Source organism: Mycolicibacter terrae, from assembly GCF_010727125.1.
In the GTDB taxonomy this organism is placed as follows: Bacteria; Actinomycetota; Actinomycetes; order Mycobacteriales; family Mycobacteriaceae; genus Mycobacterium; species Mycobacterium terrae.
The window spans coordinates 3,173,053-3,198,592 of record NZ_AP022564.1 but is presented as its reverse complement, the minus strand read 5'-3'; the positions used below and the strand labels follow the sequence as shown (position 1 = coordinate 3,198,592).

The following is a 25,540-nucleotide window of genomic DNA, read 5'->3' as shown; positions in this document are numbered from 1 at the left end:
GGCAGGTATGCGGATAGCGCGCCATATCAGTGACCTCATCGGCAACACCCCCCTCGTCGAGCTCGGTTCGATCGTTCCCGCCGGCGCGGGCCGGGTGGTGGCCAAGGTGGAATACCTCAACCCGGGCGCGAGCTCCAAGGACCGCATCGCGGTGAAGATGATCGACGCGGCCGAGGCCAGCGGGGCGCTGCGGCCTGGCGGCACCATCGTCGAACCCACCTCCGGCAACACCGGCGTCGGCCTCGCCCTGGTCGCCCAGCGCCGCGGATACAAGTGTGTGTTCGTCTGCCCCGACAAGGTCAGCGAGGACAAACAGAACGTGATGCGGGCCTACGGCGCCGAGGTGGTGGTGTGCCCGACGGCGGTACCGCCCGACGACCCGGCCAGCTACTACAGCGTGTCCAACCGGCTGGTCGAGGAGATCGACGGCGCCTGGAAGCCCGACCAGTACTCCAACCAAGCCGGCCCGGAGAGTCACTATGAGACCACCGGCCCGGAGGTGTGGAACGACACCGACGGCCAGGTCACCCACTTCGTCGCCGGGATCGGCACCGGCGGCACCATCACCGGCACCGGCCGCTACCTCAAGGAGGTGTCGGGAGGCCGGGTGCGGATCATCGGCGCCGACCCGGAGGGCTCGGTGTACTCCGGGGGGACCGGCCGGCCGTATCTGGTCGAAGGTGTCGGTGAGGACTTCTGGCCCGCCGCCTACGACCCGGGCATCCCCGACGAGATCATCGCGGTGTCCGACGCGGACTCGTTCGACATGACCCGGCGCCTGGCCCGCGAGGAAGCGCTGCTGGTCGGCGGGTCCTGCGGCATGGCCGTGGTGGCGGCCGTGGAAGCGGCCGTCAAAGCCGGGCCCGACGCGCTCGTCGTCGTCCTGCTGCCCGATGGCGGCCGCGGTTACATGTCGAAGATCTTCAGCGACTCCTGGATGTCGTCCTACGGGTTCCTGCGCTCCCGGCTGGACGGCTCGACCGTGCAACCGACCGTCGCCGACGTGCTGCGCGCGAAGTCCGGGGTGTTGCCGGATCTGGTGCACACCCACCCGTCGGAGACGCTGCGCGACGCCATCGGGATCCTGCGGGAGTACGGGGTGTCGCAGATGCCCGTCGTCGGCGCCGAGCCGCCGGTGATGGCGGGGGAGGTGGCCGGCAGCGTGTCGGAACGCGACCTGCTCTCGGCGGTCTTCGAGGGCCGCGCCAAGCTGGCCGACGCCGTGTCGCAGCACATGGGCCCGCCGTTGCCGCTGATCGGCTCCGGTGAGGTGGTCGGCGTCGCCGCGGCTACGCTGGCCGAGGTCGACGCGGTGATGGTGGTCGAAGACGGCAAGCCGGTCGGTGTCATCACCCGCCACGACCTGTTGGGTTTCCTGTCCGACGGGGCGCGCCGCAGGTAGCCACGACGAGGGCACGTTGCGGTAGCGTGAAAATCCGCATCAATCGATTCGATGAAGGGTGCCCATGACTGACTTTCCGCCGCCGCCCCAGGGCAATTACCCGCCCCCGCCCGGCGACTACCCGCCCCAGGGCAATTACCCGCCCCCGCCGCCCGGCAACTACCCGCCGCCGGGTAACTATCCGCCCCCGCCTCCGGGTAACTATCCGCCCCCGCCGCCGGGTAACTACCCCCCGCCGCCGCCGGGGTACGCCTCGGCCGGAAGCCCGGTCGGCGCGCTCCCGGCCGAGGCGTACACGTCGTGGCTGACCCGGGTGGGCGCCTACCTCATCGATCTCATCCCGATCCTGGTGATTTACGGGATCCCCTCGATGATCGCCGGATCAACGGCGCGAAGAGAGTGCATCACCACGTCGGCGGGGTTCGCCTGCACCGTCACCCCGTCGAGTGCCGGCGCCATGCTGATGTTCATCGGGTGGGTGGCGGCGCTGGGCTACGGAATCTGGAACTTCGGCTACCGGCAGGGTGTCACCGGGTCGAGCATCGGCAAGTCGGTGATGAAGTTCAAGGTGGTCTCCGAAGCCACCGGCCAGCCGATCGGGTTCGGGATGTCGATCGTGCGGCAGCTGGCCCACATCATCGACGGCGCCATCTTGTGCATCGGCTACCTGTTCCCGCTGTGGGACGCCAAACGGCAGACGATAGCCGACAAGATCATGACCACCGTCTGCCTGCCGATCCGGTGAGTCAGAGTCACGGGCGCGGCCCGAAGGGCCTGTCCACCAAGGCGATCCACGCCGGCTTCCGGCCCGACCCGGCCACCGGGGCGGTCAATGCCCCGATCTACGCCAGCAGCACTTTCGCCCAGGACGGCGTCGGGGGCCTGCGCGGCGGTTACGAGTACGCCCGCACCGGCAACCCGACCCGGGCCGCGTTGGAGGCCGCCCTGGCCGCGGTCGAGCGGGGCCGCTTCGGCCGGGCGTTCTCCTCCGGGATGGCCGCCACGGACTGTGCCCTGCGGGCGATGCTGCGCCCGGGCGAGCACCTGATCATCCCGGACGACGCCTACGGAGGCACCTTCCGGCTGATCGACAAGGTGTTCACCCAGTGGGGGGTCGCCCACACCCCGGTCGCGTTGTCCGACCTGGACGCGGTGCGCGCCGCGCTCACCGACAAGACCCGGCTGATCTGGGTGGAGACCCCGACCAACCCGCTGCTGTCGATCAGCGATATCGAAGGCATTGCCGCGATCGGCCGAGAATCCGGCGCGAAGGTGCTGGTGGACAACACCTTCGCCTCGCCGGCGTTGCAGCAGCCGCTGACGCTGGGCGCCGACGTGGTGCTGCACTCGACCACCAAGTACATCGGGGGGCACTCCGATGTGGTCGGCGGCGCGCTGGTCACCGACGACGAGGAACTCGACGCGGCCTTCGCGTTCCTGCAGAACGGCGCCGGTGCGGTGCCCGGGCCCTTCGACGCCTACCTCACCCTGCGGGGTCTCAAGACGCTGGTGTTGCGGATGCAACGGCACAGCGAGAATGCGACGGCGGTGGCGGAGTTCCTCGCCGGGCACCCGGCGGTGGACAGCGTGCTCTACCCGGGTCTGCCCGGCCATCCCGGGCATGACGTGGCCGCCCGCCAGATGGGCGGCTTCGGCGGCATGATGTCGGTGCGGATGCACGGCGGGCGGCCCGCCGCCGAGAAGCTCTGCGCCGCGACCGAGATCTTCATCCTGGCCGAGTCACTGGGAGGGGTGGAGTCGCTGATCGAACTCCCGGGCGCGATGACGCATGCGTCCACGGCCGGCTCGCAACTGGAGGTTCCCGACGACCTGGTGCGGTTGTCTGTCGGGATCGAGGACATCGATGACCTGCTCGACGACCTGAAGCAGGCGCTGGGCTGAACGCCTGCGCTCAGGAGTGGTAGGGCTTCGCGCTGACCAGGGTCACCTTGACGGTCTTGCCGCTGGGCACGGTGTAGCTGCGCTCCTCGCCCTCCTTGGCGCCGAGCAGGGCGTGACCAAGCGGTGAGTTCGGCGAGTACACCTCGAGCTTGTCCTCGCTGACGCCTTCCTGGCGGGTGGCGATCAGGAACGTCTCGGTGTCGGACTTGTCGCCGTCGTAGAAGACCTTGACCACCGACCCCGGCAGCGCCACCCCGGACTGGGTGGGCGCCTCACCGACCTTGGCGCTGCTGAGCAGGTCCTGCAGTTGCCGGATGCGGGCCTCTTGTTGGCCCTGCTCCTCGCGGGCGGCGTGATAGCCGCCGTTCTCCCGCAGGTCGCCCTCTTCGCGGCGGTCGTTGATCTCCGCGGCGATCACCGGACGGTTTGCGATCAGCTGGTCGAGCTCGTCCTTGAGCCGGTCGTGTGACTCCTGCGTCAACCAGGTCACCTGAGTGTCCGTCATCTCACTTGCTCCTCGTGTCGTCGGAACCGGCGATCCAAGTCAGCGGGGTTCGACGTCGTTCTAATGCAGCAATACACGGTCCCAGCCGGAACCGTGTATCCGTAAAGGGTACCACCGCGAAATCATGGCGAAATCAGATAACTGGGCACGTCGGTGCCGCAGCCGTAGATATCACCCATCATCGGCGGGCGGGATGATTTGACGATCGTCGTCAGCTGAACGTTCGCCGACTCCGACGGTGGGATCAGCACTTCGCGGCGGCCTGTCTCGCTTCCGTCACCGGCCCGGACCCGGACGATGCACACCGCGGGCCGGGACGGGTCGGATCGCGTCACGCTGATCTTTACCGACACCGTCTGGTCGTCGATCACCTCATAGCCATACATTTCGCCCTTGACGTCGGCGGTGGTCAGCCGCTGATAGCCCAGCACGGCGACGGCGGCGGCCGTCGCGACGGCCAGCAGGCCCAGCACGATCGCGAGCAGGCGCCGGGGCAGGGCGCGGCTCCGGGTGCTGCCGTAGCGGGCCGGCTTCGAGTCGGTCATCGTCGTGGTATGTCCCATGGTCGCCGGTGGAGTCGGGATCGGTTACCGCGCCCGCCGCGCATGGTGGAACGATGGGGGCCGGAAACCAACAGGAACTATAGGGGACTTTGCACATGAGCGGACTGCGGTTGATGGCGGTGCACGCGCACCCCGACGACGAGTCCAGCAAGGGCGCGGCGACGTTGGCCCGCTATGCCGCCGCCGGCCACCGGGTGATGGTGGTGACGCTGACCGGCGGTGAGCGCGGCGACATCCTCAACCCGGCCATGGATCTGCCCGAGGTCCACGGCCATATCGCCGAGATCCGCCGCGACGAGATGGCCAAAGCCGCCGAGATCCTCGGCGTCGAGCATCGCTGGCTGGGTTTCATCGACTCCGGGCTGCCCAAGGGCGACCCGCTGCCGCCGCTGCCCGAGGACTGCTTCGCACTGGTGCCCATGGAGGTGTCGGCGGGGCGACTGGTGGAGGTCGTTCGGGAGTTCCGGCCGCACGTGATGACCACCTACGACGAGAACGGCGGCTATCCGCACCCCGACCACATCCAGTGCCATCAGGTCTCGGTGGCCGCGTTCGAGGCCGCCGGCGACCATCGCCGCTACCCGCACGCCGGCGAACCCTGGACGGTCTCGAAGCTGTACTACAACCACGGGTTCCTGCGCCAGCGGATGCAGCTGCTGCAGGACGAGTTCGCCCGCAATGGCGAGGTCGGTCCGTTCGCGAAGTGGCTGGAGCACTGGCAGCCCGACCGCGACGTGTTCGCCGACCGGGTGACCAGTCGGATCCACTGCGCCGAGTACTTCCACCAGCGCGACGACGCGCTGCGTGCCCACGCCACCCAGATCGACCCGAACGGCGATTTCTTCGCCGCTCCGATCGAGTGGCAGCAACGCCTGTGGCCCACCGAGGAATTCGAGCTGGCCCGGTCTCGGGTGCCGGTTATCCTGCCGGAGACCGACCTGTTCGCCGGGATCGAGGATGACTCATGAATCACGCTGTGCTGACCGCACTTTGGATCTTGGCCGACGACGTGCCCCGTGACACCGGTCCGGACTTCGGCAAGGCGAGCCCATTCGGACTGCTGGTCATCGTGCTTCTGCTGCTCGGCACGTTCGGGCTGGTGTGGTCGATGAACAGGCAGCTCAAGAAGGTGCCGGAATCCTTCGACCCGCAGGACCCGGCGGCCGATCAGGCTGCCGACGAAGGCACGCTGGAGCCGGGACCGGACTCGGCGGGGTAGGCCGGGCTCATGGCTAATCGTCTCGCCGGATCCACCAGCCCGTATCTGCGCCAACACGCCGACAATCCGGTGCACTGGCAGGAGTGGACGCCGCAGGCGTTGGCCGAAGCCGCCGAACGCGACGTGCCGATCCTGTTGTCGGTCGGCTATGCGGCCTGCCACTGGTGTCACGTGATGGCGCACGGGTCCTTCGAGGACACGCAGGTCGCCGAAGCGATGAACGACGGCTTCGTGTGCGTCAAAGTCGACCGGGAGGAGCGCCCGGACATCGACGCGATCTACATGAACGCCACCATCGCGCTCACCGGCCGTGGCGGCTGGCCGATGACGTGTTTCCTGACCCCGGACGGCAGGCCGTTCTATTGCGGCACCTACTACCCGAAAGACACGTTCCTGAACCTGCTTTCGGCGATCACCGACACCTGGCGCAACCGCCGCGACGAAGTCGAGGACGCGTCCGACCGCATCGCCGGCGAGTTGCGCTCGATGGCCGCCGGGCTCCCCGGGGACGGGCCGCCCGTCGACGCGATGCTCTGTGACGGCGCCGTGGCGGCGGTGCTGCGAGACGAGGACACCGAACACGGGGGCTTCGGCGGCGCGCCCAAGTTCCCGCCGTCGGCGATGATGGAAACCCTGCTGCGCCACTACGAACGGACCGCAGCCCGCCCGGCGCTGGATGCGGTGGCGCGTGTCGGCGCGGCGATGGCACGCGGTGGCATCTTCGACCAGCTCGCCGGTGGCTTCGCCCGTTACAGCGTTGACAATGCTTGGGTGGTACCGCATTTCGAGAAGATGCTGTACGACAACGCGCTGCTGTTGCGGGCCTATGCGCACTGGGCGCGGCGCACCGGTGACGCGCTGGCCATCCGGGTGGCGACGGCCACCGCCCGGTTCCTGCTCGACGAGCTGTCCGAGGGAGGCATGTTCGTCTCCTCGCTGGATGCCGACGCCGACGGCCGGGAGGGCTCCACCTACGTGTGGACTCCCGAACAGCTGACCGACGTGCTCGGCGACGACGACGGGCATTGGGCGGCAGACGTTTTCGGGGTCACAGTGGGCGGGACCTTTGAAGTCGGCGCCTCGGTGCTGCAATTGCCGATCGACCCCGACGATCCGTCGCGACTCGACCGGGTGCGGCAACAATTGCTGGCCGCCGGCCGTGCCCGCCCCCAGCCCGGACGCGACGACAAGGTGGTCACCGCCTGGAACGGCATGGCGATCACGGCTTTGACCGAAGCCGCTGTGGCGCTGGGGGATCCGAGCCTGGTCGCCGCCGCGCAGGGCTGCGCGGCGGCCCTGCTCGACCTGCACCTGGTGGACGGCCGGCTGCGCCGGGCCAGCCTGGGCGGACAGGTGGGGGACAGCGCCGCGATCCTGGAGGATTACGGCGCGCTGGCCACCGGTCTGCTCAGCGTGTACCAGCTGGACGGCGACCCGCGGTGGCGCGACGCCGCCGCCGGCCTGCTGGACACCGCGCTGGCCCATTTTGCCGACCCGGCGCAGCCCGGGCGCTGGTTCGACAGCGCGGACGACGCCGAAACATTGGTGCTGCGCCCCGGCGACCCGCTCGACGGCGCCACCCCGTCGGGGGCGGCGCTGATCACCGAGGCGCTGCTGACCGCGGCGCACCTGGTCGACGCGGACCGCGCCGAGCGCTACCGGCAGGCCGCCGCCGACGCGTTGGCCGCGCACAGCGCGCTGCTGGCCCGCGCCCCGCGCTCGGTGGGGCACTGGCTGGCGGTCGCCGAGGCCTACATCCGGGGCCCGCTGCAGGTCGCCGTGGCCTGCGAGCGCACCGACTCGGCGCTGCTGGCCGCCGCGCGCCGGCTGGCGCCCGGCGGGGCGATCGTCCTAGGCGGTGCGCCGGGCTCGTCGGAACTGCTGATCGGGCGGGACCGTGTCGACGGTGCCGACGCCGCCTACGTCTGCCGGGGCCCGGTGTGCGACCTGCCGGTCGGCAGCGCGGCGGAGCTGGCGGTGGTGCTCGAGGTGCCCGGAAACCCGGCGTCCGGTGTAACCTGCGGCACATGACGAGCGCACCCGACCGGACCCAGGCCATCACCGAGACCGTCCACCGCTACATCGAGTTGGTCGGCGGTGGGGACGCGGATGATCTGGTCGGGCTGTACGCGCCCGACGCCACTTTGGAGGACCCGGTCGGCGGCGAGGTGCACATCGGCCACCAGGCGATCCGCAACTTCTACTCGAACATCACCGGCCTGGACCGCAAGTCAGAGCTGGTCACGCTGCGGGTCGCCGGCAACGAAGCGGCTTTCCACTTCGCGCTGACCATCACCAGCGGCGACCACGGGATGCGTATCGAGCCGATCGACGTGATGGTGTTCGATGGTGACGGCAAGATCGCCGCGATGAAGGCCTACTGGTCGGCGGAGAACATCACCCAGCTGTAGACCCGGTCACGGCGAGGACAGCGCGGCGAACCAGATCGCGATGTACTGGCAGATCGCCGCGACCGCGGTGCAGGCGTGGAAGAACTCGTGGTAGCCGAACGTCTGAGGCCACGGGTCCGGCCACTTCAGCGCGTACATGATCGCCCCGACGCTGTAGAGCGCGCCGCCGACGGTCAGCAGCACCATCGCCGCGACCCCGGCGTTGTGCATGATCGTCGCGATGAAAAACGCTGACACCCAACCCAACAGCAGATACAGCGGCACCCCGACCCACTTGGGGGCGGTCGGCCAGCACAGCTTCAGCAGCACGCCGGCCAGTGCACCGCCCCACACGATCGTCATCACCAGCCGTTCCTGGGCGCCGTGGTCCATCGCCAGCAGCGCGAAGGGGGTGTAGGTGCCGGCGATGAAGATGAAGATCATCGCGTGGTCGAGCCGTTTCATCCGGATCCGGGCTGCCACCGATTTCCACGTCACCCGGTGATAGGTGGCGCTGACGGCGAACATGCCGACCACCGAGATGGTGTAGGCCAGCGTCGCCAAACCCGCCTCCAGCCCGGCCAACGGCCAGGTCACCCCGATCAGCGTGGCCCCGGCGATGACGGCCACGATCGCCGACACCAGGTGAATCCATCCGCGTGCCCGCGGCCTGGTGTGGGCTGGGGCGACGTCGACGGGCAGGTCACTCGGGTTCGGCTCCGAGATGGTTTCGGGGTGCGTGCTCATGAACCTTTCCTCCAGTGGATTCCCGGATGCGATTCGCGGCAACTTCTGCCGATCACAGTAGTCTGGGTTTTTGTGGCGATCATCCCGGCGCGCCTGAAGGAGCCGCTGTACCGGCTCTACGAAATGCGCCTCCGGCAGGGGCTCGCGGCCTCACGGTCGGCGCTGCCGCGGCACATCGCCGTGCTCTGCGACGGCAACCGGCGCTGGGCGCGCGATGCCGGCTACGACGATGTCAGCTACGGCTACCGGATGGGCGCGGCCAAGATCGCCGAGATGCTGCGCTGGTGCGCCGACGCCGGCATCGAGATGGCCACCGTCTATCTGCTGTCCACCGAGAACCTGCAGCGCGACCCCGCGGAGCTGGCCGCGCTGATCGAGATCATCACCGACGTGGTGGAGGAGATCTGCGCGCCTGCCAACCGCTGGAGCGTGCGCACCGTCGGGGATCTTCAACTGCTGGGCGAGGAGCCGGCCCGCCGGCTGCGGGAGGCCGTGGAAAGCACCGTGGGCGCGGCGAGCGCGGGGCGGACGACCGGCGCCGACGGCGGCGGCAGTCCACGCCTGCATGTCAACGTCGCCGTCGGCTACGGCGGCCGCCGGGAGATCGTCGACGCCGTGCGCGGCCTGCTCGGCAAGGAGTTGGCCAACGGTGCCACTGCCGAGGAACTCGTCGACGCGGTGACCGTCGAGGGCATCTCGGAGAATCTCTACACCTCGGGCCAGCCGGACCCGGACCTGGTGATCCGCACCTCGGGCGAGCAGCGGTTGTCCGGATTTCTGCTGTGGCAGAGCGCCTATTCGGAGATGTGGTTCACCGAGGCGCATTGGCCGGCTTTCCGACGGGTGGACTTCCTGCGGGCGTTGCGCGACTACAGCGTGCGGCACCGGCGATTCGGGCGGTAGCGGGGGCGTGGTCGTACTGTCGGCGCTGGTTTTCACCCTGAGCTGGTGGCTGCCCTGACTTGGGGCCGGTTGAGCGTGCCGCCCCAGCCGCCACCGTCTACAGTTCTCTCCCATGATGTGGCGGCTGGCGGCGATGACGCTGATTCCCGGAACCCTGATCTTCGCCGCCGCGCCCGCCCAGGCCGACGAGAAGGGCTACCTCGGTTACCTTGAGTCGCACGGCTTCAAGTACCAGAGCAGTCCGGGGCTCAGCACGCCGTCGGGTGCGGTGAAGTTCGGCGAGATCATCTGCCAGAACTTGCGGCGCGGCCGTCCCGCCCGGGACCGGTTCGACAAGAAGATCGCCGACGGCATCTCCAAGGTCGTGGTGGACGCTGCGCAGAACGAGATGTGCCCGGAGACCTTGGCCGCCGCCTCGACCCCGACCCCGGCGGCACCGCCGCCCGGTGCTCCCGAGAATCCGCCGCCCCCGCCGGCCGACGAGCCGCCGCCCGGGTTCCCGCCGCCGCCCGGGTTCCCCCCGCCGCCGGGGTTCCCCCCGCCGCCCGGGTTCCCGCCACCGCCCGGGTTCCCGCCACCGCCGGAGTTCCCGCCGCCTGCCGAGTTCCCGCCGCCGCCCGGATTCCCGCCGCCTGCCGAGTTCCCGCCGCCGGCCCAGCCGCAGCCGGGCACCGCAACGCAGCCGTAGCCGATCCCGCTAGAGCTTGCGCAGTCGCAGCCGGTTGATGGAGTGATCGGCGTCCTTGCGCAGCACCAGGGTGGCCCGCGGCCGGGTGGGCAGGATGTTCTCCACCAGGTTGGGCCGGTTGATGGAGCGCCAGATGTCGCGCGCGGCGGTCACCGCCTCCTGGTCGTTGAGCCCCGCGTAGTGGTGGAAGTGCGACTCCGGATTGGCGAACGAGGTGGAGCGCATCGCCAGGAACCGGGAGACGTACCAGTGCTCGATGTCCTCCACCCGGGCGTCGACGTACAGCGAGAAGTCGAACAGGTCCGACACCATCAGCGTGGGCCCGGTCTGCAGCACGTTGAGGCCTTCGAGGATCAGGATGTCGGGATGGCGGACCACCTGCTTGGCGCCGGCGACGATGTCGTAGCTCAGGTGTGAATACACCGGCGCGCACGCGTAGTCGGCGCCGGACTTCACCGAGGTGACGAAGCGCATCAGCGCGCGCCGGTTGTAGCTCTCCGGAAACCCTTTGCGGTGCATCAGGTTCCGGCGTTCCAACTCCTTGTTGGGGTAGAGGAACCCGTCGGTGGTCACCAGGTCCACCCGCGGGTGGTGGTCCCAGCGGGCCAACAGCGCCTGCAGTACGCGGGCGGTGGTCGACTTGCCGACGGCCACGCTGCCGGCCACGCCGATGATGAACGGCACCGGCCGGTCCGGGCTTTGGTCGTGCTCACCGAGGAACTCCGCGGTCGCGGCGAACAGCTGCTGACGGGCGGCGACCTGCAGATGCAGAAGTCGCGCCAGCGGCAGATAGACCTCTTCGACCTCGAGCAGGTCGACCTGCTCGCCGAGGCCGCGCAGGGCCACGACCTCTTCCTCGGTCAACGGAAGCGGCGTCGACATGCGCAGCGTCCGCCACTGACGTCGGTCGAACTCCACATAGGGACTCGGCTCGCTAAGCCGCCGCATGACCGTACAGTCTTGCAGTAACCCCGGCGGTTAGCCTGATCGGGTATGGAGCCCGCCGAATTGATCCGTGAATACCTGCTGCTCGGTCTGCGCTTCGACCGGGTCGAGCCGGGTTATGTCGACGCCTTCACCGGTGATCCGGCGCTGCGACGACTGGTCGAGAACGAACCCGTGCCCGACCCGGCCGCGCTGGCCCGCCAGGCCGAGAAACTGCTTGCCGAACTGCCGGCCGGCCTCGATGCCGCACGCGCCGACTACCTGCGGGTACACCTGCGGGCGCTGGCGTGCGCGGGGCGCAAGTTCGCCGGCGAACAGGTCGGTTTCGTCGACGAGGTACGCGACTACTTCGACGTCGATATCGCCACGGGTGACACCGACCGCTACCGGCAGGCGCACGCCCGGCTCAGTGAGTTGTTGGGCGGCAGCGGCCCGCTGGCCGACCGGATGGCTGCGCACCGCCGGGCCGAGGAGATTCCTCCGGAGCGGCTCGAGGCGGCCATCCATGCGTTCTCCTCGGCGCTGCGTGATCGGGTGCGGTCACACTTCCCGCTGCCGGAGACCGAGACCATCACTTATGAGGTCGTCACCGACAAACCGTGGTCGGGATTCAACTACTACCGCGGCGACTACCGCTCCACGGTGGCGGTCAACGCCGACCTCAAACAGCTGATGTCGAATCTGCCGAGGCTGGTGGCTCACGAGTCCTACCCGGGTCATCACACCGAGCACTGCCGCAAGGAGGCCGGGCTGGTCGTGGGTCGGGGCCAGGCCGAGCAGACCATTTTCCTGGTCAACACCCCGCAGTGTCTGATGGCCGAAGGCCTGGCCGACCTGGCGCTGCACGCCGCGGTCGGTCCCGGCTGGGGCGTCTGGGCCGCGGAGATCTACGCCGACCTGGGGCTGCGGTTCGACGGCGAACGGGCCGAGGCGGTCGCCGAGGCCGCGGCGGCGCTGGCCGACGTGCGCCAAGACGCGGCGCTGATGCTGCACGACGAGCACCGGGACGTCGACGAGGTGGCCGACTACCTGCGCCGTTGGTTGCTCGTCCCCGACGACCGGGCCCGCCAAACACTGCGGTTCCTGTCGTCGCCGCTGTGGCGTGCCTACACCTCGACCTACGTGGAGGGCTACCGGCTGCTGCGCTCCTGGCTGGACGCCCGACCAGCCGGGATGACTCTCATCGAGCGGTTCGGCCGGCTGTTGGACGAGCCGCTGATCCCGTCGTCGCTGCGGGCCGAGCTGGCTCGATAGACTGACCGGCGTGACTGCCGCACCCCACACTCGTCCCGCCTCCACGATGTCGACTCCGCTGGCCGAGGTCGATCCCGATATCGCCGAGCTGCTCGGTAAGGAGCTGGGACGCCAGCGCGACACCCTGGAGATGATCGCGTCGGAGAACTTCGTGCCGCGTGCGGTGCTGCAGGCCCACGGCAGCGTGCTGACCAACAAGTACGCCGAGGGCCTGCCCGGCCGCCGCTACTACGGCGGGTGTGAGCACGTCGACGTGGTGGAGAACATCGCCCGCGACCGCGCCAAGGAACTGTTCGGCGCCGAGTTCGCCAACGTTCAGCCGCACTCCGGCGCCCAGGCGAACGCTGCGGTGCTGCAGGCGCTGATGGAGCCCGGCGACCGGCTGCTCGGCCTGGACCTGGCCAACGGCGGGCACCTGACCCACGGGATGCGGCTGAACTTCTCCGGCAAGCTCTACGAGAACGCCTTCTACGGCGTCGACCCGGTCACCCACCGCGTCGACATGGATGTGGTGCGGGCTCAGGCGCTGGAGTTCAAGCCGAAGGTGATCATCGCCGGCTGGTCGGCCTACCCGCGCATCCTGGACTTCGAGGCCTTCGCCTCGATCGCCGCTGAGGTGGACGCGACGTTGTGGGTGGACATGGCGCATTTCGCCGGGCTGGTGGCCGCCGGGCTGCACCCGTCGCCGGTGCCGCACGCGCAGGTGGTGTCCACCACCGTGCACAAGACCCTCGGCGGCCCGCGGTCCGGGCTGATCGTGGGCAAGAAGGAGTTCGCCAAGCAGATCAACTCGGCGGTCTTCCCCGGTCAGCAGGGCGGCCCGCTGATGCACGTGATCGCCGCCAAGGCCGTCGCACTCAAGATCGCCGGCACCCCCGAATTCGCCGAGCGTCAGGAGCGGGTGCTCTCCGGCGCCAAGATCCTCGCCGAGCGCCTGCTGGCCGCCGATGTCGCCAAGGCCGGTGTGTCGGTGGTCAGTGGTGGCACCGACGTGCACCTGGTGCTGGTGGACCTGCGGGACTCCCCGCTGGATGGCCAGATGGCCGAGGATCTGCTGCACGAGGTCGGCATCACCGTCAACCGCAACGCCGTCCCCAACGACCCGCGGCCGCCGATGGTCACCTCCGGGCTTCGGGTGGGCACCCCGGCGCTGGCCGCCCGCGGCTTCGGCGACACCGAGTTCACCGAGGTCGCCGATGTCATCGCTACTGCGCTGGCTGCCGGTTCGGGCGCTGACGTGCCGGCGCTGCGGGCCCGGGTCACCAAGCTGGCGCAGGAATTCCCGCTCTACGACGGCCTGGAGGACTGGAAGCTCGCCTAGGGCTGTCGCGAGCGCGGCGGCCCGACACGGCGCGTCCGAGTTGACAAGATAGTGTGAATTCGGGTTACAGTTACTTTCATGGCTGAACGTCCCGTTGCTAATGCATTGATCCTCGAGCTGGAGCCGGTGGTCGACGCGAACCTGACCCGGCACATCGACACGGTGGACCCGTGGTACGCGCACGACTACGTGCCGTTCGAGCAGGGCCAGAACTTCGCCTTCCTCGGCGGCAAGGACTGGGACCCGTCGCAGGTCACGCTGCCCAAGGTGATCACCGATGCCTGCGAGATCCTGCTTATCGAGAAGGACAGCCTGGCCGGCTACCACCGCGAGCTGGTCGAGCACTTCATCCTCGAGGACAAGTGGGGCCGCTGGATCGGCCGGTGGACCGCCGAGGAGCACCTGCACGCCATCGCGCTGCGCGAGTACCTGGTGGTGACCCGGGAGATCGACCCGGACGCCAACGAGAGCGTCCGCATGCAGCACGTGCAGAAGGGTTACCGCGCCGACCGCTACAGCCAGGTCGAGACGCTGGTGTTCATGGCCTTCTACGAGCGCGCGTGCGCCGAGTTCTGCCGCAACCTGGCCGACAAGACCGACGAGCCGGTGCTCAAGGGACTGATCAGCCGGATCGCCGGCGACGAGGAACGTCACGAGGAGTTCTTCGCCAACCTGATCACCCACTGCCTGGACTACGTGCACGACGAGACGGTGGCCGCGATCGCCGCCCGGGCAGCCGAGCTGAAGATCGTCGGCGCCGACATCGACGCCTACGCCGACCGGCAGGCCGGAATCGCCGAAGCCGGCATCTTCGGGCCCGACCAGTTGCGCCGGGTGATCTCCGACCGGATCAGCGCCTGGGGGCTGGCCGCACACCCCGACTTGAAGCGGTTCGTCATCAGCTGATGAGCTCCGGCGCGCCTGCTCGGCAGGCCCGCGCCGACGGGGGTACCGTCGCAAGCGATGGCTAGCCACACGCTCTGCTGTCTAGGCGGCACCACTGGTCGTGACTACGACAGGACCGGCTCCGGTCCTGGTGCCGCCGCCCCGTCGAATTGCTCGCGCGGGGCCGCGCGGGCCCGCACCCGCTGGAGCGCTTAGTGCCTGATATCCGGACGTATGTGCTCGACACCTCCGTGCTGTTGTCGGACCCGTGGGCCTGTACCCGGTTCGCCGAGCACGAGGTCGTCGTCCCTCTGGTGGTGATCAGCGAGCTCGAGGCCAAACGCCATCATCACGAGCTCGGCTGGTTCGCCCGCCAGGCGCTGCGCCTCTTCGACGACATGCGATTGGAACACGGTCGCCTTGATCAGCCGATTCCCGTTGGTGCGCAAGGAGGTACGCTGCACGTCGAGCTCAACCACAGCGACCCTGCGGTGCTGCCGACCGGGTTTCGCACCGACAGCAATGACTCCCGGATTCTGACCTGTGCCGCCAACCTGGCGGCGGAGGGACGGCGGGTCACGCTGGTGAGCAAGGATATTCCGCTGCGGGTCAAGGCGGCGGCGCTCGGCCTGGCCGCTGACGAATACCACGCCCAGGACGTCATCGTCTCCGGCTGGACCGGAATGGACGAGGTCGAGGCCTCCGTCGACGACATCGACGTGCTGTTCGACGACGGTGAGATCGACTTGGCTGCTGCACGGGATCTCCCGTGCCACACCGGAATCCGGCTGCTCGGTGGTAGCTCGCACGCGTTGGGACGGGTCAACGCGGCCAAGCGCGTGCAGCTGGTCCGCGGTGACCGGGAGGCTTTCGGGCTTCGCGGCCGCTCCGCCGAACAGCGGGTGGCGCTGGATCTGCTGCTCGACGAGTCGGTGGGCATCGTCTCGCTGGGCGGTAAGGCGGGCACCGGCAAGTCGGCGCTGGCGCTCTGCGCCGGCCTGGAGGCGGTCTTGGAGCGGCGCACCCAGCGCAAGGTCGTGGTGTTCCGGCCGCTGTACGCCGTCGGCGGGCAGGAACTCGGTTACCTGCCGGGCAGCGAGAACGAGAAGATGGGGCCGTGGGCGCAGGCCGTGTTCGACACGCTGGAAGGGCTGGCCAGCCCGGCGGTGCTCGAGGAGGTGCTCTCGCGCGGCATGCTCGAAGTGCTGCCGCTGACCCACATCCGGGGCCGGTCGCTGCACGACTCGTTCGTGATCGTCGACGAGGCCCAGTCGCTGGAGCGCAACGTGCTGCTGACGGTGCTGTCGCGGCTGGGCACCGGGTCGCGGGTGGTGCTCACCCACGACGTCGCCCAGCGCGACAACTTAAGGGTCGGCCGGCACGACGGTATCGCCGCGGTGATCGAAAAGCTCAAGGGCCACCCGCTGTTCGCCCACATCACGCTGCTGCGCAGTGAGCGTTCGCCGATCGCCGCGCTGGTCACCGAGATGCTCGAGGAGATCAATCCCGGCGCGCTGCCGTAGGCTGCCGGGGTGCGATACCCGCCCACCGTTGCGGCCCTGGTGGCCGCGCTGCTCATCGGCGCCTGCGCCACCGGCCACGTCCACCGGGCCGATGCCGGTCCGGTGGACTGCGCCGTGGTCAAGTGTGTGGCGCTGACGTTCGACGACGGGCCTTCGCCGTACACCGACCGGCTGTTGCGGGTCTTGAACGACGCCGACGCGCGCGCCACCTTCTTCCTGATCGGCAACAAGGTGGCGGCCGACCCGGCGGGTGCGGCACGGATCGCCGAAGCAGGGATGGAGATCGGCAGCCACACCTGGGAACACCCGAACATGACCACGATCCCGGCGGCAGACGTGCCGGCTCAGTTCGCCCGGGCCAACGACGCGATCCGCTCGGCCACCGGGGTCACGCCGACCCTGTGGCGCCCGCCCGGCGGGCTCACCGACGACGCGGTGAATGCCCAGGCCGCCAAGTTCGGTCTGGCCGCGATCCTCTGGGACGTCATCCCGTTCGACTGGATCAACGACGCCGATATCACCGCGACCCGTTACATGCTGATGACCCAGATCAAGCCCGGCTCGGTGGTGCTGTTCCACGACACCTACTCATCCACCGTCGACCTGGTCTACCAGTTCCTCCCGGTGCTGAAAGCCAATGGCTACCACATGGTTACGGTCGGCGAATTGCTCGGTCCGCGCGCACCGGGCAGCGTGTACGGGGGACGGGACAACGGCCCGCCGGTCAACGAGCTGCACGACATCCCGGCCGCCGACATCCCGGCGCTGCCGGCCACACCGTCGCCGCCGCCGATGCCCAACTTCCCGATCACCGACATCGCCGGGGCGAACTCGGGGGGCCCGAACAACGGCGCGTGACAAACTCAGCGGCGTCACGCCCTGATCGCGCGGCGGGTGTCAGAGATTTCGGGTATGATCGAACGTATGTTCGAATCGAACTCGTCGCAAGGTTCGCCTCCGGAGGTGATCGCCTGGTTCGACGAGCTCTTCGAGCGGCATTACCCGTCGACCACGCCGGAGTCGGCGGCGTTGGTGGATCGCATTGGTGCCTCGGCGCGGGCGGAGAATCGGGCGGCGGCGGCGCATCTGGTGGCAATCGGGGAGTTGTTTGCGCTGCGGTTGAGCCGGTGCAGTGAGACCGAGGATTGGGCGGTGGATACCACGGCGGCGGTCACCGCTGAGGTGGCGGCGGCGCTGCGGATCAGCCAGGCGCTGGCGGGTTCTCGGCTGAATTACGCCCGCGCGATGCGCGAGCAGTTGCCGAAGGTGGCCGAGGTGTTCAAGGCCGGCGATATCGATCTTCGACTGTTCTGCACGATGGTGTATCGCACCGATCTGATCACCGATCGTGAGGTGTTGGCGGCCGTGGATGCCGAGTTGGCGGTCAAGGTGCCACGGTGGCCGTCGCTGACAGCGAGCCGGCTGGCCGGAAGGATCGACAAGATCGTGGCCAAAGCCGATGCCGATGCGGTGCGGCGCCGCACAGAGCGCCGGGCGCAGCGCGAGATCTCGATCCAGGACCAGGAGGGTGGGGTTTCAGAAATCCACGGCAGCCTGTTCACCCCGGACGCGCGCGCGTTGGGCAAAGCCCTGGATGCATTGGCGGCCACCGTGTGTGAGCACGATCCGCGCAGTCATGAGGAGCGCTGTGCCGATGCGATGGGCGCGCTGGCCGCGCGAGCGGACCGGCTGGGGTGTCGGTGCGGCCGCCCCGATTGCGCCGCGGGACGACGACCGGCTGCCTCTCCGGTGGTCATTCATGTGATCGCCGAGCAGGCCACGATCGAGGGCACCGGCTCCGAGCCGGGATGGCTGGTGGAGGCCGATGGGCTGGTTCCCCCGGAGATGATCGAAGAACTCGCCCGCTCGGCGCGCTTGGTGTCGTTGGCTCATCCCGGCGATGCCCCGCCCGAGTCGGGTTATGTGCCGTCGGCGGCGTTGGCGGCGTTTGTGCGTTGCCGGGATCTGACCTGTCGCTGGCCTGGTTGTGACCGCCCGGCGGCCGACTGCGACATCGACCACACGATTCCGTTCGGTGACGGCGGCCCGACGCATGCCTCCAACCTCAAATGCTATTGCCGCACCCATCATCTGGTGAAGACGTTCTGGGGCTGGCGCGATGCCCAGTTGCCGGATGGCACGCTGATCTTGGCGTCGCCGGCGGGGCGCAGCTATGTCACCACCCCGGGTAGTGCGCTGCTGTTTCCCCGCCTGTGTGTGCCCACCGGGGACCTGGCGCCACCTGAGCGAAATCCCGATGCCGCGGGCGGGGAACGCACCGCGATGATGCCCCGGCGCCGGCGCACCCGGGCGCAGAACCGCGCGGCCCGCATCAACACCGAACGCAATCAGAACCGCAACGCCCGCGAAGCCCGCCGCGCCGCCCGGGCCGCCGCCCTGTGCCCCAAAGCGGCACCGGGCACCGGCGGCGACGACCCACCCCCGTTCTAGCCGAAGCTACGCCTCAATGAGGTTGTGCCGCTTCCGCTTCGGAGCGGATCCCAGGAAAACCACCAGGCCGGCCGCGAGCAGTGAGAACGCTCCGATCACCCACAGGGCGACTTTGCTGTCGCCGGTCAGATCGGTCAGCCAGCCCGTGACGTAGGGGCCGCCGAAGCCGCTCAGGTTGCCCAGCGAATTGATCAACGCGATCCCTGCGGCCGCCGCCGTCCCGGTGAGGAACTCAGACGGCAGAGCCCAGAAAACCGGCATTGCACACATGATCGAGCACGTCGACAACGTGATCGCGAGCATCGCCAGGTACGGGTTGGCCATGTACAACGCCGCGGGAATGCTCAAACCGCCGACAATGGCGGGGATCGCCACATGCCAGACGCGCTCTCCCGTCCGGTCTGCGTGCCGCGCCCACGGCACCATCACGACGGCTGCGACGGCCCAGGGAACAGCGGTCACGACGCCGCGCCCGATGATGCTCAGCTCACTGCCGTACTGCTGCGCAAACCCGGCGACGATGGTCGGCAGGAAGAACCCGACGGCGTAGAGCCCGTAGACGATCCCGAAATAGATGAACGCCAGCGCCAGCATCCGCCGATGGCTGAGGACCTTGGTGAGCGGCCAATGCTGACCGGCCCCGGCCGCCGCCCGTTCGTCCGCCAGTGTTGCTTCCAGCCACTGCTTCTCGTCGGTGTCGAGCCAGCGAGCCTGCGCAGGCCGGTCGGTCAGGTAGAACCAGCACGCGAACGCGAGCGCGATCGCGGGCAGTCCCTCGACGAGGAACATGAAACGCCATCCGGCAAGGCCAAAAACACCGTGGCCCCAGTCGATGACGAGTGAGGACAAAGTGGAGCCGATCGCCGTCGAAACCGGAACCGCCACCATGAACAGCGAGATCGCCCGGGACCGCTGCCGTTGCGGGAACCAGAACGTGAGGTAGAGGATGATGCCCGGGAAGAAGCCGGCCTCGGCCACCCCGAGCAGAAACCGCAGTGCGACGAGCGTGGGTGCGTTGGGAACGAAAGCGATTGCGGTGCTGACGATTCCCCAAGTGAGCATGATGCGGGCCAGCCAGCGTCGGCCACCGAACCTGTGCAGCGCGATGTTGCTGGGTATCTCCAGGAACAGGTAGCCGAAGAAGAAGATCCCCGAGGCGAAACCGAACATCGTCGCGGTCATGCCCAGTTCGTCGTTCATGCCGTTAGGCCCGGCGAACCCGATGTTGACGCGGTCGAGGTAGTTGACGAAGTAAAGCAGCCCCAGGAAGGGGATGACACGACGAGTCACCTTCGCCGTCGCCGACCTGCCCGTCTCGGACGCAGCCGGATCGGCGCTCATCTGGTGGCTTAGTCTTTGTCGACCTTGGCCATCGCCAGCACGTCGAGGCGGCGGTCCAGCTCGGCCTCCGAGAGCTTGTCGCCGATCAGACCGCGGTCGATCACCGTCTGGCGAATCGTCTTGCGCTCCTTGAGGGCCTGCTTGGCCACCGCGGCGGCCTCCTCATAGCCGATCGCGGAGTTCAGCGGCGTCACAATCGACGGGCTGGACTCGGCGAGCTCGCGCAGGTGCTCCTCATTGGCGACCAGCCCGACGATGCAGCGCTCGGCGAACAGTCGCGAGACGTTGGTCAGCAGCGTGAAGGACTCCAGCATGTTGCGGGCCATCATCGGGATGTAGACGTTGAGCTCGAAGGCGCCGTTGCCGCCGCCCCAGGCGATCGCCGCGTCGTTGCCGATCACCTGCGCCGCCACCTGGGTGACCGCCTCGGGCAGCACAGGATTCACCTTGCCCGGCATGATCGAGCTGCCTGGCTGCAGGTCGGGCAGCTGGATCTCGGCAAGGCCGGTCAGCGGGCCCGAGCCCATCCAGCGGATGTCATTGGCGATCTTGGTCAGCGACACCGCGATGGTGCGCAGCGCACCCGAGGCCTCGACCAAGCCGTCCCGCGCCGCCTGCGCCTCGAACGAATTCGCCGCCGTGCGCAGTTCGGTGATCCCGGTCTCTTTGACCAGCACCTCGACCACCTTGGCGCCGAAGCCCTCCGGGGCGTTCAGCCCGGTGCCGACGGCGGTCCCGCCGATCGCCAGCTCACCCAGGCGGGGCAGCGTTGCCTGCACTCGCTCGATGCCGGCCGCGATCTGGCGGGCGTAACCGGAGAACTCCTGGCCCAGGGTCACCGGGACGGCGTCCATCAGGTGGGTGCGGCCCGATTTCACCACGGTGCGCCACTGCATCGCCTTGGCGGCCAGCGCTTCGTGCAGCACCTGAAGTGCCGGAATCAGGTGGCGCACCGCAGCTTCGGTTGCCGCGATGTGGGTAGCGGTCGGGAAGGTGTCGTTGGACGACTGCGACATGTTCACATCGTCGTTGGGGTGCACGGTCACCCCGTTGGCGGCCGCTATCGACGCGATCACCTCGTTGGTGTTCATGTTGGAACTGGTGCCCGAACCGGTCTGGAACACGTCGATGGGGAACTGGTCGTCGTGCTTGCCCTCGGCGATCTCGGCGGCGGCGGCCTTGATGGCGGCGGCCTTCTCCGGGGCCAGCAGACCCAGGTCGGCGTTCACCTGCGCGCACGCGCTCTTCAGCAGGCCGAGCGCCCGGATCTGGGTGCGCTCCAGGCCACGACCGGAGATCGGGAAGTTCTCCACGGCGCGCTGCGTCTGCGCGCGCCACAACGCACTCGCCGGCACCCGGACCTCGCCCATGGTGTCGTGTTCGATGCGGTATTCGGTCTCGCTCATAGCTTTCAAGTCCTCGCTTGACGGTCAGGGCAGGGGGTAGGCGGCGTGTGCGTCGCCGGTGAAATCGACCGCCGAATACTCGTTGAGCTTCGACAGGCGGTGATATGCCTCGATCATCCGGACGGTGCCGGACTTCGAGCGCATCACGATCGATTGGGTGGTGCAGCCGCCGGGGTAGTAGCGCACTCCCTTGAGCAGGTCGCCGTCGGTGACCCCGGTGGCGCAGAAGAACACGTTCTCGCCGGAGACCAGATGCTCGGTGGTCAGCACCTCGCCCAGGTCGTAGCCGGCGTCCAGGGCCTTCTGCCGCTCGGCGTCGTCGGTGGGCGCCAACTGGGCCTGAATCTCACCGCCCATGCAGCGGATCGCCGCGGCCGCGATGATGCCCTCCGGGGTGCCGCCGATCCCGGCCAGCATGTCGGTGCCCGAGTCGGGCCGGCACGCCGCGATCGCTCCGGCCACGTCGCCGTCGGTGATCAGCCGAATCCGCGCACCGGCGGCCCGCACGTCATGGATCAGCTGCGCGTGCCGGGGCCGGTCCAGGATGCACACCGTCATGTCGCGGGGCGACAGGCCCTTGACCTTGGCGACTGCTTTGATGTTGTCGGCGATCGGCTTGGTGATGTCCAGTACGTCGGCCGCCTCGGGGCCGACCGCGATCTTGTTCATGTAGAACACCGCCGACGGGTCAAACATCGCGCCGCGCTCGGCCACCGCCAGCACCGAGATGGCGTTGGGCATGCCCTTGCTCATCAGGGTGGTGCCGTCGATCGGGTCGACGGCGAAGTCGCAGTCGGGCCCGTCGCCGTTGCCGACCTCTTCCCCGTTGTAGAGCATCGGCGCGTGGTCCTTCTCGCCCTCGCCGATCACCACCACGCCGCGCATCGACACCGAGTTGACCAGTTCGCGCATCGCGTCGACGGCCGCACCGTCGCCGCCCTCCTTGTCGCCGCGGCCGACCCACCGGCCGGCGGCCATGGCGCCGGCCTCGGTCACCCGCACCAGCTCCAAGGCCAGGTTGCGGTCTGGGGGTTCGCGGCGAGAGGGTGCGGTCATGGTTGCTCATTGTCCCAGAACAGGGTGGGCCGCTCGGAGCTGGGATACTGGCTTCCGTGACCGCAGAGCCCCCGCCGCCGACCCGCCCTGCCCCGAAGCCGGCGAAACCACGCCTGCTGCAGGACGGCCGCGACATGTTCTGGTCGATCGCGCCGCTGGTCCTGGCCTGCATCGTGCTGGCCGGCTTGGCCGGGACGTGCTCCTTTCGTCCCGGCGGCAGGTCGGCCGGGCCGGTGCCTTCCTACGACGCCGTCGCCGCGCTCAACGCCGATGCGCAGACGCTCGGGTTCCCTGTCCGGTTGCCGCAGCTACCGCAAGGCTGGCAACCCAACTCCGGCAGTCGCGACAGCATCACCGACGGGCGCACCGATGCGTCCGGCCAGCGGCTGCGTGCCGTCACCTCGAGGGTCGGCTACATCAGCCCGACCGGGATGTATGTCAGCCTGACCCAGAGCAACGCCGACGAGACGGCGCTGGTCGCCTGGGTCCGCCCCGGACTTCATCCCACCGGGACCCAGGACGTCGACGGCACCCGCTGGGTGGTCTACCAAGGTGACGGCGAGCCGGTGTGGACCACCCGGTTGGCCGGAAAGGCCGGGGCGGCCCAGCTCGCGATCACCGGCGCGGGCGGCGCCGACCAGTTCCGGACGCTGGCGGCGGCCGTGCAATCACAGCCGCCGCTACCCGCGGCCCGGTAGGGGTATGCGCCATCGGCGGGCCCTGGGCTCCTCGTCGTGGGTCTGCAATTCCACCCCGTGATACACCGCCCGGTAGACGTCGATGGTGGTGACGATGATGATCATCACCACCGGGCCGATCACGATGCCCCAGAAGCCGAACATGCCGATCCCGGCAAAGACGGCCAGCAGCATCAACGCCGAATTGAGCCGGGCGTCGCGCGGCACCAGCATCGGGCGCAGGAAGTTGTCGATGTTGGTGACGACGATCAGGTGGAACGCCACCACGAACACTCCGCCGACGACGTTGCCGAACAGTGCCATGCCGATGCCGAACGGCATCGTGACGATGCCCCCGCCGAGCGGGATGACCGACAGTGCGCTCAGCAGGATCGCGAAGATGAAGAAGGCCTGGTGGAACCCGCCGATATAGATGGAGGCGGCCCCGGCGACCCCCTGGCAGAAGGCGATCACGAACTGCCCGCCGACGGTGCCCCGCACCATCGAGCCCACCTTGGCCAGGTACAGATCGGTGACGTCGGCGCCGAGCGGGTTGAGTTGGCGGATCAGGGTGTGCAGTTCCTCGCGGTGGGTCAGCAGGGCGAGGAACACGTAGAGAAAGATGATCGCCGCCGTGATCGCCCCGACGACGCCCCCGACGGCGCCCTGCAGCACATGCAGCAGCAGCTCGCCGCCGCGCTGCGCCACGTTGACCATCGCCTCACGCAGCGAATCCATGGTCACCTGCACGTGCACGAAGGGAATCCGCTCCAGCAGGCCGTTGACGAACTTCAGCACCTTGTCACCGAGGGCGTTGGGGTCGGTGGCCTGCACCCACTCGGCCACCTCGCCGGCGGTGCGGGTGATCTGCACGACGGCCAAAAAGCCCGTCAGGCCGACCGGGACGATGACGGCGATCAGCGCGGCCAGCAGCGTGCCGGTGGCCGCCAGCCCGGTGGGCAGCCGTCGGCCGAGGGCACGAAACAGCGGGGTGAACAGATAGGCGCCGACGGCGGCCACCACGATCAGCACGAAAAAGGCGCGCAGGAAGTACGCCCCGAACAGCAGCGCGATGACGGTGAAGACCGCCAGGGCACGCCGCTGGGTCGGGGAGAAGTCGGAGTTCACGGGCGCGGGTCGCCCCACTTGTCGGCGATGGCCCGCCACGGGTCGGCAAACTTCTTGCCGGTGCGGTAGTAGGGGCTGCGCCACCCCAATACGACACGGGCCAGGGGCGCGACCACACGCAGCAGGTATCGCCTGGGGCCGGCGTTCGCCGCCGTCTCGGCCAACATCTGCTGCCAGGAATGCTGCTGGAAGCCCAGCGCGTCCTGGGCGCGACTGGTGTCCATCCAGTCGGTGTTGAACCAGTCCTCGTCGCGCTCGGGGTTGCCGGGCAGACCCGCGGGGATCCCGTTGACCAATCCCATCGCGGCGGCCATCGCCGGCGCGATGTCGCCCTGGAGTTGGCGGTGGGTGTCGTCGCCGCCGATCAGCAGGGTCTCCCCGACCACGGGCGCGGTGGTGGCCGCGACGAACGCCGAGGCGACGTCCCGCACGTCCACGGTCTGGAGCCTGCCGTCGGACGGCAGCAACTTCTCGAAATACAGGCCGTCGAGATTGATGTCGGAGCCCAGGTCGACGGCGAGCACTCCGCCGAGCCGCAGGATCACCCAGTCCAGCTGCGAGTCGCGTACCAGCCGTTCGGCTTGCACCTTGTGGTCGCCGTAGATGTCGGCGGGGTTGGTCGGGGTGTCGGCGGTCAGCACGCCGGAGACGGTATGCGGGTTGCGGGAGCCGTACACCGCGATGCTGGAGGCCTGCACGAAACGGGGCGGGTCGGACTGTGCGGCCGCCGCGGCCAGCAGGTGCCCGGTCGCCTCGACGTTGACCTGGTAGGCCAGCTTGCGGCGCGAATAGATCAGGGGCGGGATCACTGCGGCCAGATGGATGATCGCGGCGGGTTTCACGGCGCCGACGAGCTCGTCGACCGCGGCCGGGTCGGTGAGGTCGGCATACCGCACTTGTACGGACTTCGGAAGTTCTGCCGCCGCTTTGCGGTTGGCCGGGACGTCGAGATCGGTGGCTACGACCTCCCGACCGTCCACCGCCAATTGCCGTACCACCGCTGAACCGACCAGACCGAACGCGCCGGTCACCAATACCGTGCCCACAGCACCTCCTCAACCACCGCGATCTTTCCGTGAAAACCCGGCCAGCGACAACCGTTCGCAACAAAGTGGCTCATGGCGCCGGCCGTCTGTCTGTTGTTCGACGGCGATCCGAGCGGGCGCGGCCGCACGTCGCCTATGCGATCGCAGCCGTCCCTACTGTGACGATCACGTAACAAAAGCCCAGCTAG

General features: G+C 68.8%; 25 protein-coding genes. 16 read left to right on the top strand and 9 right to left on the bottom strand.

Annotated elements, in window-relative coordinates; translation table 11 throughout:
• Positions 1 to 7 precede the first annotated feature (7 nt).
• The 3 genes from G6N23_RS15125 to G6N23_RS15115 all read left to right on the top strand — a co-directional run bounded on the left by G6N23_RS15125 (position 8) and on the right by G6N23_RS15115 (position 3,304).
• Positions 8 to 1,402: a cystathionine beta-synthase gene (locus G6N23_RS15125; RefSeq protein WP_085262479.1), complete on the top strand. Its 1,395-nt coding sequence runs from the start codon at positions 8 to 10 to the stop codon at positions 1,400 to 1,402.
• A gap of 64 nt (positions 1,403 to 1,466) precedes the next feature.
• On the top strand, positions 1,467 to 2,147 hold the full coding sequence (locus G6N23_RS15120; protein WP_095173755.1) for an Rv1078 family RDD domain-containing protein: 681 nt from the start codon (positions 1,467 to 1,469) through the stop codon (positions 2,145 to 2,147).
• Positions 2,144 to 3,304 (top strand): cystathionine gamma-synthase, encoded by a 1,161-nt coding sequence (locus G6N23_RS15115; protein WP_085262477.1) that lies wholly within the window; start codon positions 2,144 to 2,146, stop codon positions 3,302 to 3,304. Before G6N23_RS15120 ends, G6N23_RS15115 begins: the two co-directional genes overlap by 4 nt.
• 10 nt (positions 3,305 to 3,314) lie before the next feature.
• On the opposite strand, the gene greA is transcribed toward G6N23_RS15115, so the two are convergent.
• On the bottom strand, positions 3,315 to 3,809 hold the full coding sequence (gene greA, locus G6N23_RS15110; protein ID WP_085262476.1) for a transcription elongation factor GreA: 495 nt from the start codon (positions 3,807 to 3,809) through the stop codon (positions 3,315 to 3,317).
• A 122-nt stretch (positions 3,810 to 3,931) separates the two neighbouring features.
• Positions 3,932 to 4,354, bottom strand: coding sequence for a DUF4307 domain-containing protein (locus G6N23_RS15105; RefSeq protein ID WP_085262475.1), 423 nt, complete (start codon positions 4,352 to 4,354; stop codon positions 3,932 to 3,934).
• A 113-nt stretch (positions 4,355 to 4,467) separates the two neighbouring features.
• Between G6N23_RS15105 and mca the strand changes: the two genes are divergently transcribed.
• From mca to G6N23_RS15085, 4 genes are read left to right on the top strand one after another with little or no spacing between them, the layout of a single operon-like run.
• Complete coding sequence (mca, locus tag G6N23_RS15100) at positions 4,468 to 5,340, top strand: mycothiol conjugate amidase Mca (RefSeq protein ID WP_085262474.1); 873 nt, start codon at positions 4,468 to 4,470, stop codon at positions 5,338 to 5,340.
• Complete coding sequence (locus tag G6N23_RS15095) at positions 5,337 to 5,591, top strand: hypothetical protein (RefSeq protein WP_085262473.1); 255 nt, start codon at positions 5,337 to 5,339, stop codon at positions 5,589 to 5,591. Before mca ends, G6N23_RS15095 begins: the two co-directional genes overlap by 4 nt.
• A 9-nt stretch (positions 5,592 to 5,600) precedes the next feature.
• Positions 5,601 to 7,622 carry a thioredoxin domain-containing protein gene (locus G6N23_RS15090; RefSeq protein ID WP_085262472.1) on the top strand — a complete coding sequence of 674 codons (2,022 nt, stop codon included), beginning with the start codon at positions 5,601 to 5,603 and terminating at the stop codon, positions 7,620 to 7,622.
• Positions 7,619 to 8,002 (top strand): nuclear transport factor 2 family protein, encoded by a 384-nt coding sequence (locus G6N23_RS15085; protein WP_085262471.1) that lies wholly within the window; start codon positions 7,619 to 7,621, stop codon positions 8,000 to 8,002. Before G6N23_RS15090 ends, G6N23_RS15085 begins: the two co-directional genes overlap by 4 nt.
• Before the next feature lie 6 nt (positions 8,003 to 8,008).
• On the opposite strand, the gene trhA is transcribed toward G6N23_RS15085, so the two are convergent.
• Complete coding sequence (gene trhA / locus G6N23_RS15080) at positions 8,009 to 8,728, bottom strand: PAQR family membrane homeostasis protein TrhA (RefSeq protein WP_085262470.1); 720 nt, start codon at positions 8,726 to 8,728, stop codon at positions 8,009 to 8,011.
• 72 nt (positions 8,729 to 8,800) lie between these two features.
• Here trhA and G6N23_RS15075 point away from each other — a divergent pair, with 72 nt between their 5' ends.
• Positions 8,801 to 9,631, top strand: a complete 831-nt coding sequence (locus G6N23_RS15075) for a (2Z,6E)-farnesyl diphosphate synthase (RefSeq protein WP_085262469.1) — start codon at positions 8,801 to 8,803, stop codon at positions 9,629 to 9,631.
• Positions 9,632 to 9,743: 112 nt separating this feature from the next.
• Positions 9,744 to 10,319 carry a DUF732 domain-containing protein gene (locus G6N23_RS15070; RefSeq protein WP_095173757.1) on the top strand — a complete coding sequence of 192 codons (576 nt, stop codon included), beginning with the start codon at positions 9,744 to 9,746 and terminating at the stop codon, positions 10,317 to 10,319.
• Positions 10,320 to 10,328: 9 nt separating this feature from the next.
• On the opposite strand, the gene coaA is transcribed toward G6N23_RS15070, so the two are convergent.
• Positions 10,329 to 11,267, bottom strand: coding sequence for a type I pantothenate kinase (gene coaA / locus G6N23_RS15065; RefSeq protein WP_085262467.1), 939 nt, complete (start codon positions 11,265 to 11,267; stop codon positions 10,329 to 10,331).
• A 45-nt stretch (positions 11,268 to 11,312) separates the two neighbouring features.
• On the opposite strand from coaA, the gene G6N23_RS15060 reads away from it, so the two are divergent.
• From G6N23_RS15060 to G6N23_RS15035, 6 genes are all read left to right on the top strand, one after another.
• Positions 11,313 to 12,518, top strand: coding sequence for a DUF885 domain-containing protein (locus tag G6N23_RS15060; protein WP_085262466.1), 1,206 nt, complete (start codon positions 11,313 to 11,315; stop codon positions 12,516 to 12,518).
• A gap of 46 nt (positions 12,519 to 12,564) precedes the next feature.
• The gene (gene glyA, locus G6N23_RS15055; protein ID WP_085262465.1) at positions 12,565 to 13,839 is read left to right on the top strand and encodes a serine hydroxymethyltransferase; all 1,275 of its coding nucleotides are present in this window, start codon (positions 12,565 to 12,567) and stop codon (positions 13,837 to 13,839) included.
• 78 nt (positions 13,840 to 13,917) lie between these two features.
• Entirely contained in the window at positions 13,918 to 14,745 is an 828-nt protein-coding gene (locus G6N23_RS15050; RefSeq protein WP_085262464.1) for an acyl-ACP desaturase, read from the top strand.
• A gap of 194 nt (positions 14,746 to 14,939) precedes the next feature.
• Complete coding sequence (locus G6N23_RS15045; protein WP_085262463.1) at positions 14,940 to 16,247, top strand: RNA 5'-3' helicase PhoH2; 1,308 nt, start codon at positions 14,940 to 14,942, stop codon at positions 16,245 to 16,247.
• 9 nt (positions 16,248 to 16,256) lie between these two features.
• Positions 16,257 to 17,105, top strand: a complete 849-nt coding sequence (locus G6N23_RS15040) for a polysaccharide deacetylase family protein (RefSeq protein ID WP_085262462.1) — start codon at positions 16,257 to 16,259, stop codon at positions 17,103 to 17,105.
• Between the two features lie 66 nt (positions 17,106 to 17,171).
• Complete coding sequence (locus tag G6N23_RS15035) at positions 17,172 to 18,698, top strand: HNH endonuclease signature motif containing protein (protein WP_085262461.1); 1,527 nt, start codon at positions 17,172 to 17,174, stop codon at positions 18,696 to 18,698.
• A 6-nt stretch (positions 18,699 to 18,704) separates the two neighbouring features.
• Here G6N23_RS15035 and G6N23_RS15030 read toward each other — a convergent pair whose 3' ends face one another.
• From G6N23_RS15030 to glpX, 3 genes are read right to left on the bottom strand one after another with little or no spacing between them, the layout of a single operon-like run.
• Positions 18,705 to 20,039, bottom strand: a complete 1,335-nt coding sequence (locus tag G6N23_RS15030; RefSeq protein WP_085262460.1) for an MFS transporter — start codon at positions 20,037 to 20,039, stop codon at positions 18,705 to 18,707.
• A gap of 8 nt (positions 20,040 to 20,047) precedes the next feature.
• Positions 20,048 to 21,445 (bottom strand): class II fumarate hydratase, encoded by a 1,398-nt coding sequence (locus tag G6N23_RS15025; RefSeq protein WP_085262459.1) that lies wholly within the window; start codon positions 21,443 to 21,445, stop codon positions 20,048 to 20,050.
• Between the two features lie 24 nt (positions 21,446 to 21,469).
• Positions 21,470 to 22,501 carry a class II fructose-bisphosphatase gene (gene glpX, locus G6N23_RS15020; protein ID WP_179961137.1) on the bottom strand — a complete coding sequence of 344 codons (1,032 nt, stop codon included), beginning with the start codon at positions 22,499 to 22,501 and terminating at the stop codon, positions 21,470 to 21,472.
• Positions 22,502 to 22,557: 56 nt separating this feature from the next.
• On the opposite strand from glpX, the gene G6N23_RS15015 reads away from it, so the two are divergent.
• Positions 22,558 to 23,199: a DUF4245 domain-containing protein gene (locus G6N23_RS15015; protein ID WP_085262458.1), complete on the top strand. Its 642-nt coding sequence runs from the start codon at positions 22,558 to 22,560 to the stop codon at positions 23,197 to 23,199.
• Here G6N23_RS15015 and G6N23_RS15010 read toward each other — a convergent pair.
• Positions 23,182 to 24,306 carry an AI-2E family transporter gene (locus tag G6N23_RS15010; RefSeq protein WP_085262457.1) on the bottom strand — a complete coding sequence of 375 codons (1,125 nt, stop codon included), beginning with the start codon at positions 24,304 to 24,306 and terminating at the stop codon, positions 23,182 to 23,184. The two genes, G6N23_RS15015 and G6N23_RS15010, sit on opposite strands and share 18 nt — an antisense overlap.
• Positions 24,303 to 25,352, bottom strand: coding sequence for an NAD-dependent epimerase/dehydratase family protein (locus G6N23_RS15005; RefSeq protein ID WP_085262456.1), 1,050 nt, complete (start codon positions 25,350 to 25,352; stop codon positions 24,303 to 24,305). Before G6N23_RS15005 ends, G6N23_RS15010 begins: the two co-directional genes overlap by 4 nt.
• Positions 25,353 to 25,540: the final 188 nt, after the last annotated feature.

What these genes read in the sequence shown, in the direction of transcription:
- glpX (WP_179961137.1), bottom strand. Translation starts at nt 22,501, where the DNA reads ATGACCGCACCCTCTCGCCGCGAACCCCCAGACCGCAACCTGGCCTTG.
- G6N23_RS15125 (WP_085262479.1), top strand. Translation starts at nt 8, where the DNA reads ATGCGGATAGCGCGCCATATCAGTGACCTCATCGGCAACACCCCCCTC.
- coaA (WP_085262467.1), bottom strand. Translation starts at nt 11,267, where the DNA reads ATGCGGCGGCTTAGCGAGCCGAGTCCCTATGTGGAGTTCGACCGACGT.
- trhA (WP_085262470.1), bottom strand. Translation starts at nt 8,728, where the DNA reads ATGAGCACGCACCCCGAAACCATCTCGGAGCCGAACCCGAGTGACCTG.
- G6N23_RS15120 (WP_095173755.1), top strand. Translation starts at nt 1,467, where the DNA reads ATGACTGACTTTCCGCCGCCGCCCCAGGGCAATTACCCGCCCCCGCCC.
- G6N23_RS15030 (WP_085262460.1), bottom strand. Translation starts at nt 20,039, where the DNA reads ATGAGCGCCGATCCGGCTGCGTCCGAGACGGGCAGGTCGGCGACGGCG.
- G6N23_RS15060 (WP_085262466.1), top strand. Translation starts at nt 11,313, where the DNA reads ATGGAGCCCGCCGAATTGATCCGTGAATACCTGCTGCTCGGTCTGCGC.
- G6N23_RS15035 (WP_085262461.1), top strand. Translation starts at nt 17,172, where the DNA reads ATGTTCGAATCGAACTCGTCGCAAGGTTCGCCTCCGGAGGTGATCGCC.
- G6N23_RS15025 (WP_085262459.1), bottom strand. Translation starts at nt 21,445, where the DNA reads ATGAGCGAGACCGAATACCGCATCGAACACGACACCATGGGCGAGGTC.
- G6N23_RS15050 (WP_085262464.1), top strand. Translation starts at nt 13,918, where the DNA reads ATGGCTGAACGTCCCGTTGCTAATGCATTGATCCTCGAGCTGGAGCCG.
- mca (WP_085262474.1), top strand. Translation starts at nt 4,468, where the DNA reads ATGAGCGGACTGCGGTTGATGGCGGTGCACGCGCACCCCGACGACGAG.
- G6N23_RS15105 (WP_085262475.1), bottom strand. Translation starts at nt 4,354, where the DNA reads ATGACCGACTCGAAGCCGGCCCGCTACGGCAGCACCCGGAGCCGCGCC.
- G6N23_RS15095 (WP_085262473.1), top strand. Translation starts at nt 5,337, where the DNA reads ATGAATCACGCTGTGCTGACCGCACTTTGGATCTTGGCCGACGACGTG.
- glyA (WP_085262465.1), top strand. Translation starts at nt 12,565, where the DNA reads ATGTCGACTCCGCTGGCCGAGGTCGATCCCGATATCGCCGAGCTGCTC.
- greA (WP_085262476.1), bottom strand. Translation starts at nt 3,809, where the DNA reads ATGACGGACACTCAGGTGACCTGGTTGACGCAGGAGTCACACGACCGG.
- G6N23_RS15090 (WP_085262472.1), top strand. Translation starts at nt 5,601, where the DNA reads ATGGCTAATCGTCTCGCCGGATCCACCAGCCCGTATCTGCGCCAACAC.
- G6N23_RS15085 (WP_085262471.1), top strand. Translation starts at nt 7,619, where the DNA reads ATGACGAGCGCACCCGACCGGACCCAGGCCATCACCGAGACCGTCCAC.
- G6N23_RS15070 (WP_095173757.1), top strand. Translation starts at nt 9,744, where the DNA reads ATGATGTGGCGGCTGGCGGCGATGACGCTGATTCCCGGAACCCTGATC.